Annotated in this window: 18 protein-coding genes and 3 tRNA genes; 7 read left to right on the top strand and 14 right to left on the bottom strand. The window is 39.2% G+C overall.

From position 1 onward, the window contains the following. Nucleotides 1–6: 6 nt before the first annotated feature. Nucleotides 7–1,995: a transketolase gene (tkt, locus tag E0H82_RS14625; RefSeq protein WP_131265471.1), complete on the bottom strand. Its 1,989-nt coding sequence runs from the start codon at nt 1,993–1,995 to the stop codon at nt 7–9. A gap of 587 nt (nt 1,996–2,582) precedes the next feature. On the opposite strand from tkt, the gene E0H82_RS14630 reads away from it, so the two are divergent. From E0H82_RS14630 to E0H82_RS14640, 3 genes are all read left to right on the top strand, one after another. After that, nucleotides 2,583–3,383: a hypothetical protein gene (locus tag E0H82_RS14630; RefSeq protein ID WP_131265472.1), complete on the top strand. Its 801-nt coding sequence runs from the start codon at nt 2,583–2,585 to the stop codon at nt 3,381–3,383. 398 nt (nt 3,384–3,781) lie between these two features. Beyond that, entirely contained in the window at nt 3,782–4,948 is a 1,167-nt protein-coding gene (metK, locus tag E0H82_RS14635; RefSeq protein ID WP_131265473.1) for a methionine adenosyltransferase, read from the top strand. A gap of 352 nt (nt 4,949–5,300) precedes the next feature. After that, nucleotides 5,301–5,504, top strand: a complete 204-nt coding sequence (locus tag E0H82_RS14640; RefSeq protein WP_016167644.1) for a hypothetical protein — start codon at nt 5,301–5,303, stop codon at nt 5,502–5,504. A 291-nt stretch (nt 5,505–5,795) separates the two neighbouring features. On the opposite strand, the gene E0H82_RS14645 is transcribed toward E0H82_RS14640, so the two are convergent. The 5 genes from E0H82_RS14645 to E0H82_RS14665 all read right to left on the bottom strand — a co-directional run bounded on the left by E0H82_RS14645 (nt 5,796) and on the right by E0H82_RS14665 (nt 8,534). Beyond that, nucleotides 5,796–5,880: transfer RNA gene (locus E0H82_RS14645), tRNA-Leu, on the bottom strand. Nucleotides 5,881–5,911: 31 nt separating this feature from the next. Continuing rightward, a tRNA-Trp gene (locus tag E0H82_RS14650) sits at nt 5,912–5,985 on the bottom strand. 31 nt (nt 5,986–6,016) lie between these two features. Next, a tRNA-Leu gene (locus tag E0H82_RS14655) sits at nt 6,017–6,101 on the bottom strand. A gap of 107 nt (nt 6,102–6,208) precedes the next feature. Beyond that, complete coding sequence (locus tag E0H82_RS14660; protein ID WP_228258669.1) at nt 6,209–7,003, bottom strand: serine/threonine protein kinase; 795 nt, start codon at nt 7,001–7,003, stop codon at nt 6,209–6,211. Nucleotides 7,004–7,022: 19 nt separating this feature from the next. Continuing rightward, nucleotides 7,023–8,534, bottom strand: coding sequence for a DUF3336 domain-containing protein (locus E0H82_RS14665; RefSeq protein WP_131265475.1), 1,512 nt, complete (start codon nt 8,532–8,534; stop codon nt 7,023–7,025). A 183-nt stretch (nt 8,535–8,717) separates the two neighbouring features. On the opposite strand from E0H82_RS14665, the gene E0H82_RS14670 reads away from it, so the two are divergent. Both E0H82_RS14670 and E0H82_RS14675 read left to right on the top strand, forming a co-directional pair. Continuing rightward, nucleotides 8,718–9,590 (top strand): ATP-binding protein, encoded by an 873-nt coding sequence (locus E0H82_RS14670; protein WP_131265476.1) that lies wholly within the window; start codon nt 8,718–8,720, stop codon nt 9,588–9,590. 343 nt (nt 9,591–9,933) lie between these two features. Next, nucleotides 9,934–11,988, top strand: coding sequence for a TonB-dependent siderophore receptor (locus E0H82_RS14675; protein WP_171458303.1), 2,055 nt, complete (start codon nt 9,934–9,936; stop codon nt 11,986–11,988). Nucleotides 11,989–12,615: 627 nt separating this feature from the next. Here E0H82_RS14675 and tsaD read toward each other — a convergent pair. Continuing rightward, complete coding sequence (gene tsaD, locus E0H82_RS14685) at nt 12,616–13,632, bottom strand: tRNA (adenosine(37)-N6)-threonylcarbamoyltransferase complex transferase subunit TsaD (RefSeq protein WP_131265478.1); 1,017 nt, start codon at nt 13,630–13,632, stop codon at nt 12,616–12,618. A gap of 145 nt (nt 13,633–13,777) precedes the next feature. Here tsaD and rpsU point away from each other — a divergent pair, with 145 nt between their 5' ends. Both rpsU and E0H82_RS14695 read left to right on the top strand, forming a co-directional pair. Beyond that, nucleotides 13,778–13,993 (top strand): 30S ribosomal protein S21, encoded by a 216-nt coding sequence (rpsU, locus tag E0H82_RS14690; protein ID WP_001136722.1) that lies wholly within the window; start codon nt 13,778–13,780, stop codon nt 13,991–13,993. 38 nt (nt 13,994–14,031) lie between these two features. Beyond that, nucleotides 14,032–14,478, top strand: coding sequence for a GatB/YqeY domain-containing protein (locus E0H82_RS14695; RefSeq protein ID WP_131265479.1), 447 nt, complete (start codon nt 14,032–14,034; stop codon nt 14,476–14,478). A 68-nt stretch (nt 14,479–14,546) separates the two neighbouring features. On the opposite strand, the gene E0H82_RS14700 is transcribed toward E0H82_RS14695, so the two are convergent. From E0H82_RS14700 to purF, 7 genes are all read right to left on the bottom strand, one after another. Further along, a complete protein-coding gene (locus E0H82_RS14700; protein ID WP_228258670.1) occupies nt 14,547–14,912 on the bottom strand; it encodes a hypothetical protein in 366 nt (121 codons plus the stop codon). Between the two features lie 71 nt (nt 14,913–14,983). Next, nucleotides 14,984–15,349, bottom strand: coding sequence for a GFA family protein (locus E0H82_RS14705; protein WP_116758917.1), 366 nt, complete (start codon nt 15,347–15,349; stop codon nt 14,984–14,986). A gap of 47 nt (nt 15,350–15,396) precedes the next feature. Next, nucleotides 15,397–16,800, bottom strand: a complete 1,404-nt coding sequence (locus tag E0H82_RS14710; protein WP_228258672.1) for a M48 family metalloprotease — start codon at nt 16,798–16,800, stop codon at nt 15,397–15,399. A gap of 120 nt (nt 16,801–16,920) precedes the next feature. Beyond that, complete coding sequence (locus E0H82_RS14715) at nt 16,921–17,886, bottom strand: 2-hydroxyacid dehydrogenase (protein WP_131265481.1); 966 nt, start codon at nt 17,884–17,886, stop codon at nt 16,921–16,923. Then, nucleotides 17,879–18,571 (bottom strand): hypothetical protein, encoded by a 693-nt coding sequence (locus E0H82_RS14720; protein ID WP_228258671.1) that lies wholly within the window; start codon nt 18,569–18,571, stop codon nt 17,879–17,881. Before E0H82_RS14720 ends, E0H82_RS14715 begins: the two co-directional genes overlap by 8 nt. A 97-nt stretch (nt 18,572–18,668) precedes the next feature. Then, nucleotides 18,669–20,519, bottom strand: a complete 1,851-nt coding sequence (locus E0H82_RS14725) for a M48 family metalloprotease (protein ID WP_416224504.1) — start codon at nt 20,517–20,519, stop codon at nt 18,669–18,671. Nucleotides 20,520–20,649: 130 nt separating this feature from the next. After that, nucleotides 20,650–22,191: an amidophosphoribosyltransferase gene (gene purF, locus E0H82_RS14730; protein ID WP_131265483.1), complete on the bottom strand. Its 1,542-nt coding sequence runs from the start codon at nt 22,189–22,191 to the stop codon at nt 20,650–20,652. Nucleotides 22,192–22,204 lie beyond the last annotated feature (13 nt).

Consider the following 22,204-nt stretch of genomic DNA (forward strand, 5'->3'; position numbering starts at 1 on the left):
GACCGATTAAGCTGTCAATTCTTTTACTGCATTTACAACTGCTTCAGTCGTAATACCAAAGAACTGGAACAAGTCTTTTGCAGGTGCAGATTCACCATAAGTCGTCATACCAATTACTTTGCCGTCTAGACCAACAAACTTCCACCAGTAATCAACATGAGCCGCTTCCACCGCAACACGCGCACGGATGTGAGCAGGAAGTACCGCTTCACGGTAAGCAGCATCTTGCTTCATGAATTCTTCAGCACATGGCATAGAAACAACACGTACACCTTCTAATTGTGCATATGCTTCCATCGCTAGTGACACTTCAGAACCCGTTGCAATAATAATGGCTTTTAATTCGCCTTTTTCTTCAGCAAGAACATAACCACCTTTCGCTACGTTCTCAATTTGTGCTTGAGTACGAGTTTGGAATGGTAAGTTTTGACGAGAGAAGATTAACGCAGAAGGACCATCTTTACGTACAAGCGCAGATTTCCAAGACACCGCTGCTTCAACAGTGTCACATGGACGCCATGTATTTAAGTTTGGTGTACCACGTAAAGATGCAATTTGTTCAACTGGTTGGTGTGTAGGACCATCTTCACCTAAACCAATAGAGTCATGCGTATATACATGAATGACACGTTGTTTCATCAGTGCAGACATACGGACTGCATTACGTGCATATTCCATAAACATAAGGAATGTTGCAACGTAAGGAATGAAACCACCATGCAATGCAACACCGTTTGCAATTGCCGTCATACCAAACTCACGTACACCATAGTGTACGTAGTTACCTGCCGGGTTATCTTGAACGCCTTGGCAACCTTTCCAAAGTGTTAAGTTAGAACCCGCTAAGTCGGCAGAACCACCCAATAATTCAGGCAATAATGGACCAAACGCTTGTAATGTATTTTGACTTGCTTTACGCGTCGCAATGGTTTCTGCTTTAGCGTTAGTTTCTGCAATGAACGCATCTGCTTGAGCAATAAATTCAGCAGGTAAGTCACCTTCGATACGACGTAATAATTCAGCCGCTTCTGTAGGATATTTTGCTTGATACTGAGCAAATACCGCATTCCAAGCTGCTTCAGACTCAGCACCTTTCGCTTTTGCATCCCATGCAGCATAAACATCAGCAGGAATTTCAAATGGGCCTTCAGTCCAACCTAAAGCTTCACGTGTTAATGCAATTTCATCATTACCTAACGGTGCACCGTGACAGTCTTCTTTACCTTGTTTGTTCGGAGAACCTAAACCAATAATTGTTTTACAAATAATAATCGTTGGTTTTTGCGTTTCAGCTTTTGCTTCCAAAGTTGCAGCACGTAATGCATCTGTATCGTGACCATCAACACGAAGTACTTGCCAACCATAAGATTTGAAACGTTGTTCTGTATCGTCAGAGAACCAACCTTCAACTTCACCATCAATTGAAATACCATTGTCGTCATAGTAAGCAATTAACTTACCTAGACCTAAAGTACCTGCAAGTGAACACACTTCGTGCGAAACACCTTCCATTAAGCAACCATCACCCAAGAAACAGTAAGTGAAGTGGTCAACAACAGTTAGGTCTTCTTTGTTAAATTGAGCTGCCAAAGTTTTTTCAGCAAGCGCAAAGCCTACAGCATTGGCAATACCCTGACCCAATGGACCAGTTGTGGTTTCAATACCAGGTGCATAACCTAATTCTGGGTGACCCGGTGTTTTAGAGTGTAGTTGACGGAATGCTTTTAAATCTTCAATTGAAAGCTCATAACCCGTTAAATGTAACAATGCATACTGAAGCATTGAACCATGACCATTTGACAATACGAAACGGTCACGGTTCGCCCATTGTGGGTTAGTCGGATTGTGATTTAAAAATTCACGCCAAACGACATCTGCAATATCTGCCATCCCCATTGGTGCACCTGGATGTCCTGAGTTGGCTTTTTGCACAGCATCCATAGCCAATACACGAATTGCATTTGCAATACGACGTTCGTTCAAAGGGGTTGTCATAGATCAGAGTCCAATTAAAACAATTTAAGAAGATGAATATCACATTCAATAGTGCGCCTATTGTCTTAAAAAAAGCGGGATGGGTAAAGCCTTATACACAATTTTTCCCTATTAATTGCTACTTATATGGACTTGAAGGAATAGAAATTTTAGGATTTTAATTTAAGCGACCAAGCAATCTTTCTTTTTTATCATTTATATCAATCGCTGCATGTTGCAAGACATTTCTAATTATCTCCTGTCTGTAAAAACTCAGCTTGAAATTTTAAGATGCACATCAATATCAACTCTATCTTCGCATCCCACATGGAATCCATTTCATATCAGATAGCTGAAAATTAATCATAAATTTAGGCTCGTACTGGCACCCCCTCATACCAATAAAAGCATCAAGGACGTTACACTAAAGAACGTTATAAATCTTGTCATAATCATTTTTATAAAATTGAATTTCTAACAATAAAACCTGTATTGCATTCACCTACATCAACATTCTGTAGTATATTTTCTTTAAATATAAATCCCCCTTCTCATCCTGCATGAGAATACATAAAAAGCCCCAGAACAATATAATACAAGAGGTTCTTATGAAATTAATTCCACTTTATGCCATAGCACTGTTGATGTTCACGGGCAATGTTATGGCTCAAGAACAAACAACCGTAAATAACAATGCAGATAAATTAGCGGATGATCCGACCAAAGTCACCACCAAGTTAGGCGTGTCTTATGCCAATAATTTTGATTTTAACGATGATAATTATTCCTTTTCCGGCTCATATGCTTTAGGTCAGGCCCGCAAACTCAATGCACGGATAAACAGTGATGCCAGTGAATGGCGAATTGGTGGTTCATGGCTATTCCCCACGGGCATTGTGAATTTTAACTTTGGCAAAAGCGAGTACACCAATGGCGCGAACCAGACCAACTACAGTATTGGCACTTTTATACCTCTAAGCCACTTTGGTATTCAGCCTGCGGGTATTCAAATTTTTCCAACAGCAGGTTATACCTACAATGATGGTGAATCTCCACGCTGCACCGCCCCAAATGGAAATTGTGCAAATTTGTCAGATTTTTCTGGCATGCCAAATGCAGAAAGTGGCTTTAGCATGGTGGAGGTTTCTGGAAGCAGTGGTTATTTAGGCGCATTCGCGTTAAAACCATTTACACCAAAGTTGACGATGATGGGTTTTGCCGTGGGAAGCTATGGTTCTGAAAATGATGCAGGCGAAAACTACAAAGGCTACTTTGCCGGTTTGGGTCTTGGTTATTTAGTACAAAAGCGCCATTCATTTAATGCCATGGCTTTCATGATGGATAACAACACCTATTTGGACAGCGCCGATGAACGCTTAATTTTATCCTACACCTATCAGTTTAATTAATTCGAATAACCACAACCACCACTCACTCCAATAAATTGCTCAAAATTAGCTTTTGTTCTATCGGCATTTATTTAAACCTATTTTATCGACTAAATTGTTTCAATCCGAATAAGCAACACACATCGTACATCTATAGAAATTTGACTCAACCCATGGATGAATTTATGGAAATTTTGTTTGTGTTAGATAAAATTTGCTTCAAATTGTTTAAGTAACATTCACCAGATATTTAAAACTAAAACAATTAATCGCTTCTTTATCAGTTTTATAGATGCTTATATCAAATAAAAAGTCATTGAATTGAAATAAATTCATCCTTTTTTATACAAGTTGAGCTAGTCCTAAAGTCTAACTCGATGTAACATATTGCGTCTTTAAAATTAACTGTGATAGGACTTATGCGCGAGTACGCTGTATTTACTTCGGAATCTGTAAGCGAAGGCCATCCAGATAAAATGGCTGATCAAATCAGTGATGCTATCTTGGATGCAATCTTAAAAGAAGACCCATATGCGCGGGTTGCTTGTGAAACGCTTGTAAAAACGGGTGCTGTCGTACTTGCTGGCGAAATCACAACAACTGCAAACATTGATGTCGAAGCAATTGTCCGCCAAACCGTAAACGGTATTGGCTACCACCATTCAGACTTAGGTTTTGATGGTTCGACTTGTGCAGTCATTAACATGATTGGTAAACAGTCTCCTGAAATTGCTCAGGGCGTTGACCGCCAAAAGCCTGAAGATCAAGGTGCAGGTGACCAAGGTTTAATGTTTGGTTATGCAAGCCGTGAGACAGATGTACTTATGCCTGCTCCAATTTCATACGCTCATCGCCTAATGGAAAAGCAAGCTGAGTTACGTCGTAATGGCTCACTTCCATGGTTACGCCCAGATGCAAAAAGCCAAGTAACCTTTGCTTATGAAAATGGTAAACCTGTACGTTTAGATGCAGTTGTATTATCAACACAACACGACCCTGAAATTTCACAAGCCAACTTAAAAGAAGCTGTGATTGAAGAAATCGTGAAAAAAATCATCCCTGCGGAAATGTTCCATGCAGGCACCCAATTCCATATCAACCCAACAGGGATGTTTGTAATTGGTGGTCCCGTAGGTGACTGTGGTTTGACAGGTCGTAAAATCATTGTAGATACTTACGGTGGTATGGCGCGTCACGGTGGCGGTGCCTTCTCTGGTAAAGACCCATCTAAAGTTGACCGTTCTGCTGCATACGCTGGTCGTTATGTTGCCAAAAATATTGTGGCTGCTGGCTTAGCCGATAAATGTGAAATTCAAGTGTCTTACGCAATTGGTGTTGCTGAACCTACTTCTATTTCAATCAATACATTTAACACGGGCAAAGTGCCTGATGAACTGATTATTCAATTGGTTCGTGAACACTTCGACCTACGCCCATACGGCATTACCCGTATGCTTGACCTAATTCAACCTATGTACAAGCAAACTGCTGCATATGGTCACTTCGGTCGCCAAGGTTCTGATACTGCATTTACTTGGGAAAAAACAGATAAAGTTGAAGCACTTAAGTCTTCTGCTGGTCTCTAATATTTTTCCATTCTATAAAAAAGCTCACTTCGGTGAGCTTTTTTATGACTATTCCAAAATAATTTCTCATAACAAAATATTTCAAACGTTTTTTCTGCTTGATGTTTAATGGCAAAACATCACTTATGCCCAACATAAAATAATATGTTATTAATCTTATATTTAATCTAAAAATAACGAACAATCACCACTTTAATTCAAACATTTCCGTTGTATTAAACCCGCCAAAGCAATTACACATCAGCATAGAAATTAGGCAAAAAAGAGCATATAAATAAAAAAATAGGTTTTTGCCCTTTAAAAAATTTTGCCTATCCCTATTAAATATTTATATGTTTACAGGAGTTCTCTCGTGAAAAAGGTTGTGAAAGCAAAAAATTTAATCGCATTTCGTATTTGGTTAGAAAAATTAGGTTATTCAGTAAAAAGCCTTGCTGATGACCGTGGTTTTACTTTTAGTTTTAAAAAAGAATATGGCTTAGTCACTTGTGATTTGGCAGGAAATTCATTAGCCATGCAATTAGGCGAAGAGTTTGAAGATCATTTAAAAGCATAAAGAAATAAGAAAACCTGTAAGTCGTACACGATACTCACCGTTGATCGAGTTGCTCTTCCTATATATTTAAGCCCTACGGGGCTTTTTTTATTTGCTGCTTTAAACCATGGTCAAACAACGATATTCGCCAACCAGCACGCAACAGATATAATGCAACCGTCATTACCTTCATGTCCGAAAACATCTAAATTTAATTCACTCAAATTTCCTATTGAGTTTTAGATATCCACTTTTCTCCAGACGAAAAAAAACAAGGTTTTAACCTTGCTTCATTCTTCCCAGTACATTAAATGGTGGGGGCGAAGAGACTCGAACTCTTACACCTTGCGGCGCTGGAACCTAAATCCAGTGCGTCTACCAATTTCGCCACGCCCCCGTACTGGGTTTCACTTAAAAGTGAATAAATTTGGCAGAGGATCAAGGACTCGAACCTTGACGAACGGTTTTGGAGACCGTCATGCTACCATTACACCAATCCTCTGTTACCTAAACATCATCAACTGATGATTAAGTGGTGGGGGCGAAGAGACTCGAACTCTTACACCTTGCGGCGCTGGAACCTAAATCCAGTGCGTCTACCAATTTCGCCACGCCCCCGATGGCTGTGTATATTATAGAGATCACTCCCCTCTGACAAGCCCTTTTTATTAAAAAACCTCTTGTTTGATTAAATATAAAACAAAAAACACTTTTATGTACTTTTCTTAAGCAATTTCAGACACTAAGGCGTGTTTTATTGCACAAATATTGTTAAATCTAGCAGCTTTATGCTTAGCCAACATCTTTAAAAGAAGTGGTTGAAAACATAAAAATTTCTCTGGTAGCTCAATCTGCAACCGCTGACAATGTAAATATGCCCAATCTGTATAATTTTTTGCACTTAATCTCTGCCCAGATAGCCATTCATAAAAAATAATGCCTAAAGCATAAATATCGGTTTGTATTGTTTTCACTTCACCATGAAATAATTCTGGCGCCATATAACGTGGCGTTGCATTGATTTCAGTTTTCACTTGTTGGGTGATAGATTGCACTTGCTCAAAGTCAATCAGTTTGACTTGCCCATGATATTCAACAAAATGCTCTGGTTTTAAATCAGCATGTATCCATCCTGCTTCATGTAATACCTGTATGGCATCTAAAGCACGTAATAGATAATATTGAATACTTGCAATCGGTAATGTCTGAGCACTCACTGTAAAGTATGGCACTGCATGAGGCAGAATAAGCATCTGTGTTAAAGATTGCTCTATGTCTATCTCTAAACCCTTAGATGCTACAAATGCTTTAGACACGATTTCACAAGGCAATAGGATGCTAGACAATGAAGTAGAACTCAGACTCTCTTGATAAAAAGCCAATTCATGCTGAAATCCTTGTTGATACATAAGATGCCCTTGTTTCATCTGCATCTTTAACCAACAAAGCTTTTCTTGATACTGAAAATAATAAAGCCTGCGTCCGTATCGCAGGCTGTTCGTCTTGGTTTTTAATTCCAAACAATCTATATGATTAAAATCAGGCAGTATGAACTTGGACATGTGCTTGTCGATGTAATTGCTGATAATTCAAAAGTTCTAAGGCGTGCTGGATGGTCTTCCCAATTCGAGCATGAGTTTCAATGCTTGATATTTTGGGCCACGTGGCACGTTCACCTTCACGCTGTAATAACTTAAATAAGTGCGGACGAGGGTTTTGCAACATATAACTATAATGACGCAGACTATACTTTCCAATGATATTTACATCGCCATAATAGCGCTGATCCACCACACCATAGCCATGATCAAGTAAACGGCGTATAGAAGGCACTTTCCCTACCCGTTCACGAGTAAAGTCCATCACGCCTTTGGCAATGACTTTACCTTGACGACGAATAATACGCTCAGGCCAACTCAACATGTCACGTCGGAACCGTGAAACGTCATCCTGCATAAATGGCACAATATGTGGATTTACCTGACTTGCAATACTGTAGTTCAAGTTATAAAGGCGTGCCATTTTCTGTTGAGGAAAATCGCTACGCACACTACCATCCACCCAACGTGTGGTTGCCATATATGGCGTATGCTCGCCATCATAACGTTTACTGGTGAGCTTAACTGGTGGAAATAAAATAGGAACCGCACAGGACGCCAATACTGCACTCCATACCAATAAATCAGGTGAAGTATAGGTATTCATAATACGCGCTTCTTGTGACGCATCGTAAGGTGCTACTGCTACATTGATGTATAGACCCGACTGTTTGAATGCTTCATCAAAGGTGACATTGCCTAAATTTTCAACGAGGAATTTTTTCAAATACTTCACATCGGCAACGCCACCGTTGCCTTTTAATAAGTCACCCAACTTTCGAAAATGAAAGGCTTCACTAAAAAAGTTCTCGCCATTTAATATTTTCGAAATATTTTCAGGATTTGAGACCCCAAGCATAGCGGTCATAATTGCACCCGCGCTTGAGCCAGAAAGCACTTTAGGCATTAAATCCTGTTCAAGTAAGGCCTTACAAACTCCAGTATGAAACAAACCTAAAGTTGCACCTCCTGAAAACATCAGTGCTGGTTGCCCATAGGCTTTTTCACAATGTTTAAAAAAATCCATTTTCTCTTGATAAGAAAGACACTCACAAGCGTCCGAAGCAATAAACGCTAAGCTCGCGCTCATTTCTTCAATATAGTCCTCAATAATGGTTTTCGTACCCACATACGTCGCAGCAAAGAGCATTGGGTGTGCAATATTGGCAATATCGTAAGTTAACCCCTCTCGTAACAAATACATTAAGTCACGCGTCCGATGCTGATAGCGATAGCGTTTTAATAATTTCAAACGATACGAAATCATTTCCGCATCAAAATAAGGAGAACAATTATCATATTTCCACTCTTGCGCCCCCGACTCTTGGTCAATTTTAAGCGCGATACTTTTCCACTCTGCGTAGCTTTCCGCATACTCCAATTGGCGTTTTAACTTTTTTATACGATAGGCTTGGTGTGGATTCATATCCTGTATGAATTCTTGAAATAACATAGCTTCCCTCAAAACACCTGCGCTTAAATATACTGACTTAAAATCTTTATCATTCAATCTTAAAATTTGGCAAAATCGAAGTATGATTCGATTAGCATTCATTGACATAATACTATACAGTCTAAAACCAAGACTGATGTTGGTCTTATTTGCTACTTTATCGTAATTATAAGCTGAATGACTATGGCAACCATTGAATTACCTGACACCATTTTACAATCCCTATCTCAAGTTCTTGCTCAATTACATCAAACACTTCCCACATTAAAACAAGAACCTGACTTTTTTGCTCCAGCATTCAAGTGGCAAAACCAACAACTGATTCCCATTTTCCATCCCAAAAAAATTGATTTAGATGACCTAAAAGGTATTGAACGTCAAAAAGCCAAAGTTATTCAAAATACGCTGCAATTTTTAAATGGATTACCTGCAAACGACGTATTGCTGACTGGTTCACGCGGTACAGGCAAGTCTTCTATTGTTCGCGCTTTATTGAGCCAATATCAAGACCAAGGTTTACGTTTGATTGAAATTGAACGTGATGATTTGTCAGAATTACCCGAAATTCAAAAAATTATTCAGAACCGACCTGAAAAGTTCATCGTCTATTGTGACGATTTGGCATTTAATGCTGAAGATGAAAACTATCGCAGTTTAAAAAGTGTATTAGATGGTTCATTACAATCTGGTGCAAGTAATTTTATTATTTATGCCACCAGTAACCGTCGTCATTTACTGCCTGAGTTTATGCATGAAAATACACCTGTAACGCGGGTTGATGTGCCTCAATATACTGAACTACATCCACAGGAAGCAATTGAAGAAAAAATTTCCCTGTCTGACCGTTTTGGCTTGTGGTTGTCGTTCTATCCTATGGATCAGGCACTTTACTTAGAAATCGTTGAGCACTATTTAGCAAAATCAAAAATGCCAATGACAGAAGAAGTACGTGCAGAAGCATTGAGATGGTGTCAGGCTCGTGGACAACGTTCAGGACGTGCAGCATATCAATTTTCAAAACATTGGGTGGGTTCGCAGCAGTTAAGTCAACTCTAGTTTTATAAAATAAGGTTATTCAAACAATGTCATGAAACCTCATTTTTATAATAAAAAGCCCAAACTTGTTAGACTGGGCTTTTTATTTACACTTAAAAATTTGTGTTTAAAGTAAATAATATAATTGCTTTCTATTTAGAGGTCTTAGATTAATTTTAGGAGAAGTTTAAAATTAGACAATAACTTATAAAAATAACAACGTATAAAGATGTAAAACTGAAAATTTAATGTGTACTTTTAAAAACTGCGAAATATAATCATTATCACCAAATTTCAGTGAAATATTTCTGTGTTCAAACGTCGTCTATTACCGAGCCTGAGCCTGCTACCGCTTGGCTGTGCAATGTCAGTCTTTGCAAGTGATCAAATCAGTGCTTTACCAACCATTAGTTTACAAGCTACAAGTGCTTCTGAAGATACTGACCAAACATACAAAGTAAGAACTGCCAGCTCAGCAACGCGCACCAATACTTCACTGAAAGAAACACCTCAAGCTGTGACAGTTGTTCCCAAAGCTGTTTTAAAAGACATTCAAGCAACTCGCTTATCAGAAGCACTTGATGTTGCTGGCGTAGGGCGCGCAAATAACTTTGGTGGGCAAGGTTTAACCACCTTTACTTCACGCGGATTTAGCAGTGGCGAATATTATCGAAATGGTTTCCCAATTAACCGTGGTTATCCTAATGCACCAGATAGTAGCACAGTGGAACGAGTTGAAGTCTTAAAAGGAGCTTCATCAAGTTTATATGGTCGTGGTGATCCTGGTGGAACATTTAACGTAGTGAGTAAAACACCGCAGACTGAACAGAAAACAACTTTAGGTTTAACTGTTGATGAAGAAGGTTTATACCGTGGCACCCTAGATAACACTGGTGCTTTAACACAAAATAAAAGCCTCACCTACCGTTTAAATTTGGTGGGTGAAAATGGCGATACCTATCGTGATCATGTGGATTCTAAACGTTGGAATATTGCACCTGTGCTGCAATGGACTCCTTCAGATGCGACCAAACTGACATTGGAAGCTGATTTTCTTCGCAATCAACATGCCTTAGATCGTGGTTTTACGCGTTATGATGGACAACAGAAAACCTCATTTGATTCATCAAACTATTGGTGGGAATCAGGTAAAGATCGCAATCACCTATATAATAACAATGACATGCTACAGTTCCGTGTTGAACATGCGCTCAATGATGCATGGAAATTGAATATCGGTACTCAATATTTAAATGGCAACCTACATGGTTATGCGGTTGAAGCCAATGGCGTCAAAGCCAATACCAATGGTGAAGTGATTACCCGCAACTATAATTGGCGTAATTTGGATTGGATTGATAAGAATTTTCAAGCCAATGTTGTCGGGAATTTCAATCTATTCAATTTTCAACATACCTTAATTGCAGGTATTGAGCTTGAAGATTACGACTATAAATCCTATATCATTCGCTCAAAAGATAATTTTGATTTAAACATCAATCAACCATACAACACACAACCATTGCCAGAATTGGTTAATGTGACTACGAATGACCGTGAGCAACTAAAAAGCCAAGCATTCTTTGTCCAAGATCAAATTCGCATCACGGATCGCTTAAATACCTTGATTGCGATGCGCTTTGAAAACTACAAGCAAGATTATAGTAATTTCGTAAATAGCACTTCATGGTCTACTAACAACAATGCATTTATTCCACGTATTGGTTTAACTTATGACCTAACAGATCAATTCACGCTTTACAGCAATATCAGTAAATCGTTTAAACCAAACTCAGGCGCAGATCGCAACAATCAAGGTTTCGACCCTGAGGAAGGCATTTCCTACGAAATTGGCTCAAAGTATGCGTTATTAGATAATCAACTTTCTTTGGATACCGCAATCTATTATACAAAGAAAGAAAATGTCTTAACTCTAGACCCATTGGATTCGACCAAGAGCGTTGCCGCAGGAGAAGTAACGAGTAAGGGAGTAGATTTAAGTCTTGTAGGTAATATCACACCTGCATGGAAAATTATCGGTAATTACTCTTATGTCGATGCTGCGGTAAGCAAAGACAATACATTGGCAAAAGGCACACGTTTAGCCAATATTCCTCAAGATTCATTTAATTTATTGGGTATTTATGAGTTTAAATCAGGTGCATTGAATGGTTTAGGCTTAGGCATTAATCAACGTTATGTGGGTAGCCGTAAAGGACAAACTGCCAATAGCACCTATGACATGAGCAGTTATGCAACAACGGATCTTATTTCTTATTACGATTGGAACAAAGATGTACGTTTAAGCTTTGATATCAAAAATATTTTTAACAAAGAATATGATGATAGTGCTTTTAACCGTTATATCTACCCAGGACAGCCACGAACTGCGAAGTTAGGCATCACTTATAATTTCTAATTCTAAAGTAAGCCAGCGTTAATGCTGGCTTTTTATTTATTTCTTAAAAGATGCCAAGCAGACATACACCGAAAATAGCAATTCAACAGCAAAATCTAAATCCTGTGATCGGCTTGGAAAGGTCATTATAGGATAGTTCTATTTGGCTATTCGGTAGGACAGGAAAGTTCTACTTGGGAATAACAGTATTAATTTAAAACCACATACATCAAAGTATTCATTACAAATCAGAACATCTGGAAATATTGCTAAGCCTTATCTCAACGACTTTGTCATTTTCAACACAAAGTAGATTAAAAAACATACTTAAACTTAATAATTCCAGTTAAATCAATACTTAGAACCCTTAATTTTATCCGCAATTTCTGTGGATAACCCTAGGGGTAAGTGTTGAAAAATCCTGTAAGCTTCGGCTTACACCTCTTCAGGCGGATAACTTCTCTACCATTCACAACAAGATTTATATTATGAAGCTATGAAGAACAGAATGTTCCAAAACATAAAACAATAATCATAAGTTCAGCATCAGGACTTGAGGTACGACAGGCGTTATACCGAATACCCCATACGAAAAAGCCTGACAAGATGTCGGGCTTTTTTACGGCAGTACAATTTAATTGAGATTGATTAAATTTCCGCAGGATTACTTAATTCTGTCATTGGCCAGCGTGGTGTAGTCGTCACTGCCAAACCATCTTGCTGCCCTGCTTTTAAACGCTGGTAGCCCGCAAAAGCAATCATGGCACCATTATCAGTACAAAGTTCAGGCTCAGCATAATAAACCTTAGCGCGTACTTTGACTAAATCTGCTTCCAAGCGTTCGCGTAAACGCTTATTCGCACTAACACCACCCGCAATTACTAAACGCTTTAAACCAGTTTGTTTTAATGCTTTAACGGATTTTTTAACTAAAGTATCCACGATGGCTTCTTGGAAGCTCGCCGCAATATCCGCATCACGATTTTCATCACCTAATTTTTTCATTTGCACAGATACGGCTGTTTTTAAACCACTGAATGAAAATTCTAAGCCTTGATGCAACATAGGTCGTGGAAAAGCAAATGCATTAGGATCGCCTTGTTCTGCAAGTTTCGAAATATTTGGCCCACCTGGGTATGGTAAACCCATCATTTTTGCGACTTTGTCAAATGCTTCACCCGCAGCATCATCAATGGATTCACCGAGTAATTCATATTGCCCAATGCCATAGGCTGCCATTAACTGGGAATGTCCACCAGACACAAGTAATGCGACAAATGGAAACTCTGGTGGTGTCCCAGATAGCAAAGGGGCCAACATATGCCCTTCCATATGATGCACACCAATCGCAGGTTTATTTAAAGCAAAAGCCAAAGTTCGACCAAACAAAGCACCTGTCATGAGCGCGCCCATTAATCCTGGCCCACGTGTATACGCGACCGCGTCAATTTCGGACTTTTTAACGCCACTATCCGAAAGCAATTGATTTAATAATGGAATCAATTTGCGTACATGATCACGCGAAGCCAGCTCTGGTACGACGCCACCATATTCTGCATGCAGCTTAATCTGACTATACAAAACTTGACCGCGTAAGCCGTTTTCACTGTCATACAGTGCTAAACCTGTTTCATCACAAGATGTTTCTAAGCCTAAAACGATCATTAAACTGCCTATAACCTGTATCAAATCTATTGCGTGAACCATTATAGACTTGTGGTATGAGATGTAAATGAGTAAAATACTGACCTTCACTTGTGATCAGGGCAATGTCGCCCAGATCTTATCCATAACTTAATGAGGATTCTTCATGCCACAAGTTAAATTGAAAGAAGGCGAACCAGTAGACGTAGCTATCCGTCGTTTCAAGCGTTCATGCGAAAAAGCGGGTGTTTTAGCTGACGTTCGTAAGCGTGAATTCTATGAGAAACCAACTCAAGAACGTAAGCGCAAAAAAGCTGCTGCTGTTAAGCGTTACCAAAAGAAATTGGCACGCGAATCAGTTCGTACTACACGCCTTTACTAAGATTAATTTGTGATTGATTGACTACTTGGAAAAAATAAATGACTACTTTAAAAAACCAAATAACTGAAGTTTTAAAAGCAACTATGCGTGCTAAAGAAATGAATAAGTTAACGGTCATTCGTAGTCTACAAGCAGCAATCAAGCAAATCGAAATCGATGAGCGCAAAGAGCTTGACGATGCTCAAACTCTTGCGGTCATTGAAAAGCAAATAAAGCAACGTAAAGAATCGGTCAAAGCCTTTGAAGGTGCAGGCCGCGATGATTTAGCTAGTAAAGAACAAGCCGAAATTGAAATTTTATCTCAATTTCTACCAGAAGCTATGACTGAGGAAGAGCTTGATTCTATCATTGAGCAAACTATTGTTGCTCAAGAAGCTACTAGCATGAAAGATATGGGTAAGGTGATGAACTCTCTGCGTCCGCTCATAGCCGGGCGCGCCGATCCTGCTCTCGTTTCCGCTAAAATTAAAGCAAAACTCGCTTAATCTTTCATAATATTTCTTCTTTATCGTTGAACTGCCTTAACAATAAGACAGTTCTTAGATAACCGCACTTAAGTCAAATTACACTGCACATTGTATTTCTTCAAAATCAGCATTTCTTTAGATGACATGACCTGCTGAATTACATCTTGCTTAGTTAAATTTCGATATTGTGCATCCAATGAGCTTCTATTCTTATCCGCTGCAGTATAAAGCTGCTCTACATAACGCCCCATAATTCCACAATATCGTGTTTGCTGCTCGACAGTAAAACTCGTTTGCTGCGGATTCAGTTGCGAAAAGAATTGTCGAATATCAGCTTTGTAATTACGATTAATTTTATCCACTGTAACCACATAATCCTCTACACTCGCAAAAGCAGAACCACAAGATACAGCAAGCAAAAGTGCTGCCAAACATTGTACTTTATTCTTCATGTGAACCATTAAAAATCAAAAAATGATTGAACGCCATCATACAGCGCTCACAATAGCAAAACTAGCACCGTTTATTTTATTTGAATAAATTCAGGCTTATATTGCTTGAATGCCTCTTCGCTTGGTGCAGGAATTTCCCCCTGTGTAACCGTTCCCAATCGCAAACGAATTACATCTGGCAAATCAATACGATAAGAAAAAATAGGGCTGCCGCATTCCTGACAAAAAACACGTGCTTTATTCGGACTATGAAAATACTCTTTAAGCACTTTCACTCCACGCACTACTTCAAATAATGACTTTTGTAATGGGCTATTCCAACCAGCGAAACTACCTTGTGCTTTTTGGCAATGCTGACAGTAACACAAAATTGATTTCTCAATTTCCCCATGATAACGGTAACTAACCGTTCCACATAAACATTGACCCTCTATCATCCTATCCTCCTATTATTCTTATAATTTTTAAATGCCATATTGATGCACTAAATTTTAAGCTGGTGCTCCTGCTGCATTTGATCAATACGCTGTTTTAATTGCGCGGACATTGCAACATTATCCTTCGCCAAGCGCTGCGCATGCAATAATGACTTTATAGCACCTTCTTCCAAACCACTCCAATATTCAACTTCAGCACGATAACGCAAAACATTGACAGCTCTTAGCGGCGAGGCAACATCTATATTCGCTGATTGTTGCAACAAACGCCAACCCGTAATATCCCGCGGGTTTTGATTCACAAAATTTTGCACCAAATTATTTGCTTGCACTGGTTGCTTTTGACGAATCAACACTTCCGCCAATTTATATGCCAAAGCTCGATTCTCAGGCATAATTCTTGCCGGTGATTCAATGGTCTGATAAGCATCATCTAATTTATTTTGACCAAGATAAACATCTGCTTGAATCAAAGTGAGTAAATTATGTAACTTCTTTTGTTTTTTAAGCTGATCCAACTGTGCTTGTGCTAACACATAATCACCCTGCTGATTATAAAAAGCCGCTAAAGCTAATTCCCCAGCAAAGCTCCCCTGTTTCGCAAGGGTCTGTAATTGCAATTCTGTCGCTTGATTAGTTACAACCAAGGTATACCATTTTAATATTTCAAAATTTTCATCGCGCATACCACTTTTAACTTGAGGTAACTGATTTGCACGTAAACGCGCTTCACTCATACGCTCTGTAGTTAAAGGATGGGTCAACCAAAAGTCAGGTAAAAAGCTCACTTGACTGGTTGTTCGGTGCATCACCTCAAAATAATCAGCCATGCTTTGCGGATTATAACCAGCAGCATACATGTACTGCATTCCTATCCGATCAGCTTCCCGCTCCTGATTACGACTATAAGTCAACTGCTGATCCATTAAAGCAGCTTGGGAACCCATCATGACCGCGGCACCTGCATTACCATCCGCCTGTGAAGCCACCAACGCACCAACAATAATTCCAGCCAAAGCCAAAAGGCTCTGTCCTTTAAATGCCTCTTGAGAACGACTGTAATGTCGTTGCGTTACATGTGCAATCTCATGCGCCATCACCCCTGCAATTTCATCCAAATTACGCGCAGAAGTAATCATACCTGTATTTAAAGCAAATAAGCCCCCAGGCACTGCAAAAGCATTAATTTGAGCATCATTAACCAAGACCAAACCAATTGGCTGGCCCAGCTGAGTCTGACTTAAAATATTTGAAAATACAGATAAAAGTTGATCTTCTAGCCACGTATTATGTGCAATAGGTAATTGATGTTGTACCTCACGATAGACTTTCTCACCAATCATTTTTTCATTTTGGCGATCAATCAAACCTATCCCACTGCCAATTTCAGGAACATTAAACTGAGGAGATGATGAGAAGTGTGTAACATCTGCCCAAGCTATATGGGTGATTACACACAAACTACCAATAGCAAAAAACCGTTTCAATGTTACGTCTCAGGATCTTATTCATTCTGAACAAACTATAACATTGAAACAACTTAGGATTTGCAATGATGTGTTATCAATATTTTAAAAGTCAGGATTAACCAAATAACGAGGCTGATGCCCTTCCAAAGCATCAACTAGATTACGATAGGCAAGTTCAGCCATTTTCTTCCGTGTCTCCGCTGTAGCAGATCCCACGTGGGGTAAAGTGACCACATTGTCTAACTGAAACAACTCCGATGTTTGGAGCGGTTCTTTCTCATAGACATCCAAACCAGCAGCAAAAATTTTGCGATCTTTCAAGGCTTGAATTAAAGCTTGCTCATCAACAACTGACCCACGCGCGATATTCACCAATACGGCATGCGACTGCATCAGATCAAAATGCGGATGTGAGAGTAATGATTTAGATTCATTATTCAAATCAACCGCAACCACAACAAAGTCTGACTGTTGCAACAATTGCTCTAAAGAACGGTATCTCGCATTGAGTGGCTGTGCCATTTCTAATTTTTCGCGGCGATTATGATACAAAATATTCATATTAAAACCATATAAACCACGACGTGCGATTGCTGCCCCAATATTACCTAAACCAATAATTCCTAGAGTTTTCCCATAAATATCTTGACCGAACTGCGCTTGCGATACTGTACGCTTCCATTCGCCCATTTTAGTCCAATGGTCTAAATATGGTACTTTACGCGCTGCACTCATCAGTAAAGTAAATGCCAAATCCGCTGTGGTTTCTGTTAATACATGAGGTGTATGACTTAACCAAATATTTTTGCGATTTAAATAGGCTACATCGTAGTTATCGTAACCCACACTCACACTAGAAATAATCTTGAGTTGCTGTGCAGTAGCCAAATTACGCTCATTAAGTAATCGACCCGCACCAATCATGCCATCTGCATCTTGAACATGTTGTTGAATTTGCTGATTCACATCACCTTGTTTAGGGTCTATAACCACAACATCGTATTGTGCCTGTAAGCGAGTTAGAATTTCTGGATCAATTTGGCTAAAAACAACAATTTTTTTATTCATCAGTCATCCGTGTATTGAGTGATTTTTGCATAAACTGCCACAAACGTTTTTTCAAAATTGGCTGATCAAGCATGTCCTGCAAACTTGCCAATTGATGGAGATCTACGTGTTGTAATTGAGAAATCACCCCTAATGCTATCAGATCTTTGTCCACACCAATCGCATCAATAAAACCACGAACATAACTTGATGCACCGCGACCATCTTGCATTTCAGCCAACGGAAATGGCCATTTCAACTCATGATATCCAGCAGGTATCGCATGTTGTATATTTGTCCATAACTCGGCCTGTTGCTCACTTAATACAGATGCATCTATAATAATTAAACATGATGCCAGACTCATTGCTTGTAGTTCAAATGCATCTATGTGAATCGCAGGCTGTGGATCTACTTTTAAAGGCTCAGCCAACAGTGCTTGGGTATGTTGTTGACGGCTTTCTTGTTCAATTTCAACAAACTGAGTTAATGCTGTATCTATTTCCGCAACATCTGGCTGGCTCAAAGCAGAGATATCAATCTGACTTTGAGGTAATTCTGTCATCACCTCAGCTAGAGCCTGATCACGCCATAAAGAAGATGACTGAGTTTGCTGTACGCGAGTGACATGGTTAGGAATCCATATATCAATTCCCATCGTTGCCAATATATCTCGCTGGTGCCCCATCATTTCTATGTTCAACATCTCAATCTTTAGCGCTATTCTAACGACATTCACATCATTTTGCTGTGCTTTATTAAAGCACTCACAGATACCTATAAGATATGAATTTACATCTTAATCACATAATCATTAAACTATTTTTCTTTTGCATTTGCTCAATAATTTCTGAAGTTTCAAAACCAAAACGCCAATATAACAATTCCAAAACATCCAATTCATCTTGCGTAATAATGCGGTCATTCCAAAGACACAACTCCGCAATCCCCAATATAATTAAGCGATCACGTAATAACAAACCCGATATATCATGCACAATTTCTGCAAGATCAATCGGCTCATCAGATATTTCTTCATAAATATCCAGCTCATCTACGGTCAAGATTTTTTTTAATATACGCTCACGAACAGTAAGCTGGTTATCACTATTAATCTGCTGCACATGTAGCAAGGCATCAATCAAACGAACAATTTGCGGCTTCACTTCATCTAAAGCTGTTGGAGTATGCACAGGCAATAAGTTTAGCTCGTATTTGACCCGCTCAAGCAATAATGCATCCAATAGTCCTATTTCGCCATCTTCTTGAATAATGAGTGCCAACTTAGTGACAAATTGACGGGCAATTGTCGCTGGCATTCCGCCAATATTGGCACATGCTTCATGAAAAATAGATAAATGCACACGTCCATCCAAATGAAGTAAAGCATCTATAATCGCACGACTCACTTCCGCTTCAGCTGGAATAAACTCACGGTATTGGCGAATCATGAGAATCGCAACCATGACCTCGCGCGAGCCTGTGGCTGTCTGTAATGCGCGTTCAATCAATTCTGGGCGCTGCATAGAACTACGCACCTCAGGATTCAATGGTTTTATTGCATCCTTAATGGCAAAACTAATTGGAGATAATCGCAAAAGAGGCAAAGGCTGAGGTGAACTCCAAGGCGTATGATATTCAGCATTAATTTCTTCTAATGGACGAAACAAACCAAATAGCGGCTGATTTTTCAGTCTTTTTAGATTTTCCAGCTGTAAATCCTGTACTAACCCAGGATTCATTTCATAAATCCGCTGCTCAATACTTGGATGAATATTCATCCAACTTTGTGGACTTAGTGAATTAGCAAAACACATATGTGAAATTGATTCCGAATATTCACTGTGAATTTGTGAACCTGCATGATGCACATAAATACGTAATAGCGTCTGTATATTGGCGTTATTTTGAATCAATCGTTTGGTTTTTAAATCATTTTTAAAGGTACGACTGCCTAAAGTTAAATACTTAATAAATCGTGTGATTAAGACACCTAAACTTCCTACCAACCAAATCACACCACCCAATGCCACTAAAATAGTTTCGAACTTCTGGGGTTGATTATATCCACGACGACTAAAGCCTAATTTCGCAACCTTACTCCCCCACTGACTGAAAGTTGTTAGTCCACTGTATAAAATTTTAAGACGCGTATTGTCCGCAGTTTCACCCGATAAAATCTGATTAAATTCATGACTCAACAAGCCAAACAACTCAGATTCATCTAAATTCTGCAAAGCCCCCCAAGTTAAAATAATAGCAATATCACGGGGTAAAAAACCCGCTGTGAGTGCATTCACTCCAACTTCATCGGGCAGCACATATACAGCAGGAGTATCAATGAGAAATCGGTCGGAAAGCTGTTCCGCAATCTTTAGCGCAATAAATTCTTCAGGCGTGCTTTCAATGAGGCTTAGTCTTCTTGCGCGCAATTGTTTTGCCAGCGAATGTCCACCCGAGCGGAACACATAAAATTCATACAGAATAGATGAACCAATAATCAGCAACAGTAAAACAATGACGTAGGGACTGAGTTGATGCCAAAAAATAGATTGTGATTGATCAAAATAATAAACCAAAAGCCCCAAAACCGTATTGAGAATAAACATGGTCAAAAGGACAGCCAATGCACAGATACTAGCAGTCCACATCATATTTTTATTTTTGATCAAGAAACCACCTATTTCTTTCAATGTAAAATTCCTTTATTACATTGTAATTCAGCCACATCATAAATGAAAAAGGCGGGAAATACCCACCTTTTTCACGCAAAACAATTGAAAATTATTGTTCGGTCACACCTGTTAAATCAACAGAAGCGGCATCAATGTTGACATCGATATAGCCATCTTTAGTTTTTTTAGCCGTGTCACTACGCTTTTGCTCTAACTCATCCAAGTAAGCAGCATCAATACCACCAGCCACATAAACACCATCAAATACAGAACAATCAAAGTCTTGTAAATATGGAACTTTGCTAGTGCGAACCGCAGCTTTTAAATCTTCCAAATCTTGGAAAATTAAACGATCTGCTTCAATAATTTCACGAATTTCTTCAACACTACGTTCTGATGCAATCAGCTCTTGTTTGGCTGGCATATCAATACCGTAGACGTTTGGATATTTCACCATTGGCGCCGCCGAAGCAAAGAATACTTTCTTTGCACCAGCATCACGCGCCATTTGAATGATTTCGTTACACGTTGTACCACGTACAATTGAATCATCCACCAACAATACGTTTTTATCTTTGAACTCGAGTTCTACAGGGTTCAATTTTTGACGTACTGATTTTTTACGTTGCTGCTGACCCGGCATAATGAAGGTACGACCGATATAACGGTTTTTCATAAAACCTTCACGGAATTTCACACCTAAAGTATTTGCCAATTCTAATGCCGAAGTACGTGACGTATCTGGAATTGGAATCACTACATCAATGTCGTGCTCCTCACCCCATTCGCTTAGAATCTTGTGTGCCAACTTCTCGCCCATTTTTAAGCGAGCTTTATACACCGAAATCCCATCAATGATTGCATCTGGACGTGCGAAATACACATATTCAAAAATACATGGACGGTACTGTGGATTTTCAGCGCATTGCTGCGTGAACATTTCACCATTCACATTAATAAAAATTGCTTCTCCAGGTGCAATATCACGCTCAACTTTAAAGCCAAGTGCTGTAATTGCTACAGATTCAGAAGCAATAATATATTCATGCTCACCAGCCTCAGTTATACGTGAACCGTAAATCAATGGTCGAATACCATTCGGATCTCGAAAGCCAACCAAACCTTGACCTGTAATCATGGCAACAACACCATAAGCACCTTTACAACGCTCATGAACACGTGAAACAACATGAAAAATATCGTCTGGAGTTGGTACTAACTTGCTACGTTTTTGCAATTCATGCGCAAAAACGTTCAATAAAACTTCTGAGTCTGAATCGGTATTCATATGACGTAGATCTGTTTTAAACAAATCGTCATGAATTTCTTCGGCATTGGTCAAATTACCATTGTGCGCCAAAGTAATACCATAAGGAGAGTTTACATAAAATGGTTGCGCTTCTGCACTGCTTGAAGAACCCGCAGTTGGATAACGCACATGACCGATACCATAATTTCCAAGCAAAGCACGCATATGACGAGTATGAAAAACATCTCGCACCATGCCATTGTCTTTACGAAGAAATAGGCGTCCTTCATGGCAAGTTACGATCCCAGCTGCATCTTGTCCACGATGTTGTAACATCGTTAATGCATCAAACAACATTTGGTTAACGGGTGATTTACCAGCTATACCAACAACTCCACACATAGCAACCTCGCAG

It is taken from the genome of Acinetobacter sp. ANC 4910, from assembly GCF_004331035.1.
GTDB lineage: Bacteria > Pseudomonadota > Gammaproteobacteria > Pseudomonadales > Moraxellaceae > Acinetobacter.

Excerpts from the sequence above, each read along its gene's own strand:
- E0H82_RS14670 (WP_131265476.1), top strand. The coding sequence starts at position 8,718 with ATGGCAACCATTGAATTACCTGACACCATTTTACAATCCCTATCTCAA.
- E0H82_RS14675 (WP_171458303.1), top strand. The coding sequence starts at position 9,934 with ATGTCAGTCTTTGCAAGTGATCAAATCAGTGCTTTACCAACCATTAGT.
- E0H82_RS14720 (WP_228258671.1), bottom strand. The coding sequence starts at position 18,571 with ATGTTGAACATAGAAATGATGGGGCACCAGCGAGATATATTGGCAACG.
- rpsU (WP_001136722.1), top strand. The coding sequence starts at position 13,778 with ATGCCACAAGTTAAATTGAAAGAAGGCGAACCAGTAGACGTAGCTATC.
- tsaD (WP_131265478.1), bottom strand. The coding sequence starts at position 13,632 with ATGATCGTTTTAGGCTTAGAAACATCTTGTGATGAAACAGGTTTAGCA.
- E0H82_RS14715 (WP_131265481.1), bottom strand. The coding sequence starts at position 17,886 with ATGAATAAAAAAATTGTTGTTTTTAGCCAAATTGATCCAGAAATTCTA.
- E0H82_RS14630 (WP_131265472.1), top strand. The coding sequence starts at position 2,583 with ATGAAATTAATTCCACTTTATGCCATAGCACTGTTGATGTTCACGGGC.
- E0H82_RS14725 (WP_416224504.1), bottom strand. The coding sequence starts at position 20,519 with ATGATGTGGACTGCTAGTATCTGTGCATTGGCTGTCCTTTTGACCATG.
- E0H82_RS14665 (WP_131265475.1), bottom strand. The coding sequence starts at position 8,534 with ATGTTATTTCAAGAATTCATACAGGATATGAATCCACACCAAGCCTAT.
- E0H82_RS14700 (WP_228258670.1), bottom strand. The coding sequence starts at position 14,912 with ATGAAGAATAAAGTACAATGTTTGGCAGCACTTTTGCTTGCTGTATCT.
- metK (WP_131265473.1), top strand. The coding sequence starts at position 3,782 with ATGCGCGAGTACGCTGTATTTACTTCGGAATCTGTAAGCGAAGGCCAT.
- E0H82_RS14695 (WP_131265479.1), top strand. The coding sequence starts at position 14,032 with ATGACTACTTTAAAAAACCAAATAACTGAAGTTTTAAAAGCAACTATG.
- E0H82_RS14705 (WP_116758917.1), bottom strand. The coding sequence starts at position 15,349 with ATGATAGAGGGTCAATGTTTATGTGGAACGGTTAGTTACCGTTATCAT.
- purF (WP_131265483.1), bottom strand. The coding sequence starts at position 22,191 with ATGTGTGGAGTTGTTGGTATAGCTGGTAAATCACCCGTTAACCAAATG.
- tkt (WP_131265471.1), bottom strand. The coding sequence starts at position 1,995 with ATGACAACCCCTTTGAACGAACGTCGTATTGCAAATGCAATTCGTGTA.